The sequence below is a fragment of the Mesorhizobium caraganae genome, from assembly GCF_016836705.1.
GTDB classification, from domain to species: Bacteria; Pseudomonadota; Alphaproteobacteria; order Rhizobiales; family Rhizobiaceae; genus Mesorhizobium; species Mesorhizobium caraganae.
Genome location: NZ_JAFCGY010000161.1, coordinates 1 through 429 on the forward strand (window position 1 = coordinate 1; position 429 = coordinate 429).

Sequence of the window (429 nt, forward strand, 5' to 3'; positions counted from 1 at the left end):
CGCTGCCCAAGGCCGCGGCCGCGCCGCTGAGCGAGGCGGACCAGCGCAAGCTCAAGGCGCAGTTGCTGGCCTCGGGACTGACCGCGCCGCAGCTGGTGCGCACCGCATGGGCCTCGGCGTCGACCTTCCGCGGCACCGACATGCGCGGCGGCGCCAACGGCGCGCGCCTGCGGCTGCAACCGCAGCGCGGTTGGGCGGTCAACGATCCGGCCGAACTGGCGCAGGTGCTGAGCAAGCTCGCCGCAGTGCAGAGCGCGTTCGCCCAGGGCGGCAAGCAGGTCTCGATGGCCGACTTGATCGTGCTCGGCGGCAACGCCGGCATCGAACAGGCGGCGGCGCAGGCCGGTTATCGCGTCGCGGTGCCGTTCGCGCCGGGCCGGGTCGATGCGACCCAGGAGCAGACCGACGCCGCGTCGTTCGCCTATCTGG

General features: G+C 73.7%; 1 protein-coding gene. It reads left to right on the forward strand.

Going from position 1 to position 429, the window contains the following annotated elements; genetic code table 11:
• On the forward strand, window positions 1-429 hold a 429-nt coding region (locus JQK88_RS35770), incomplete at both ends, for a peroxidase family protein (protein WP_312037401.1).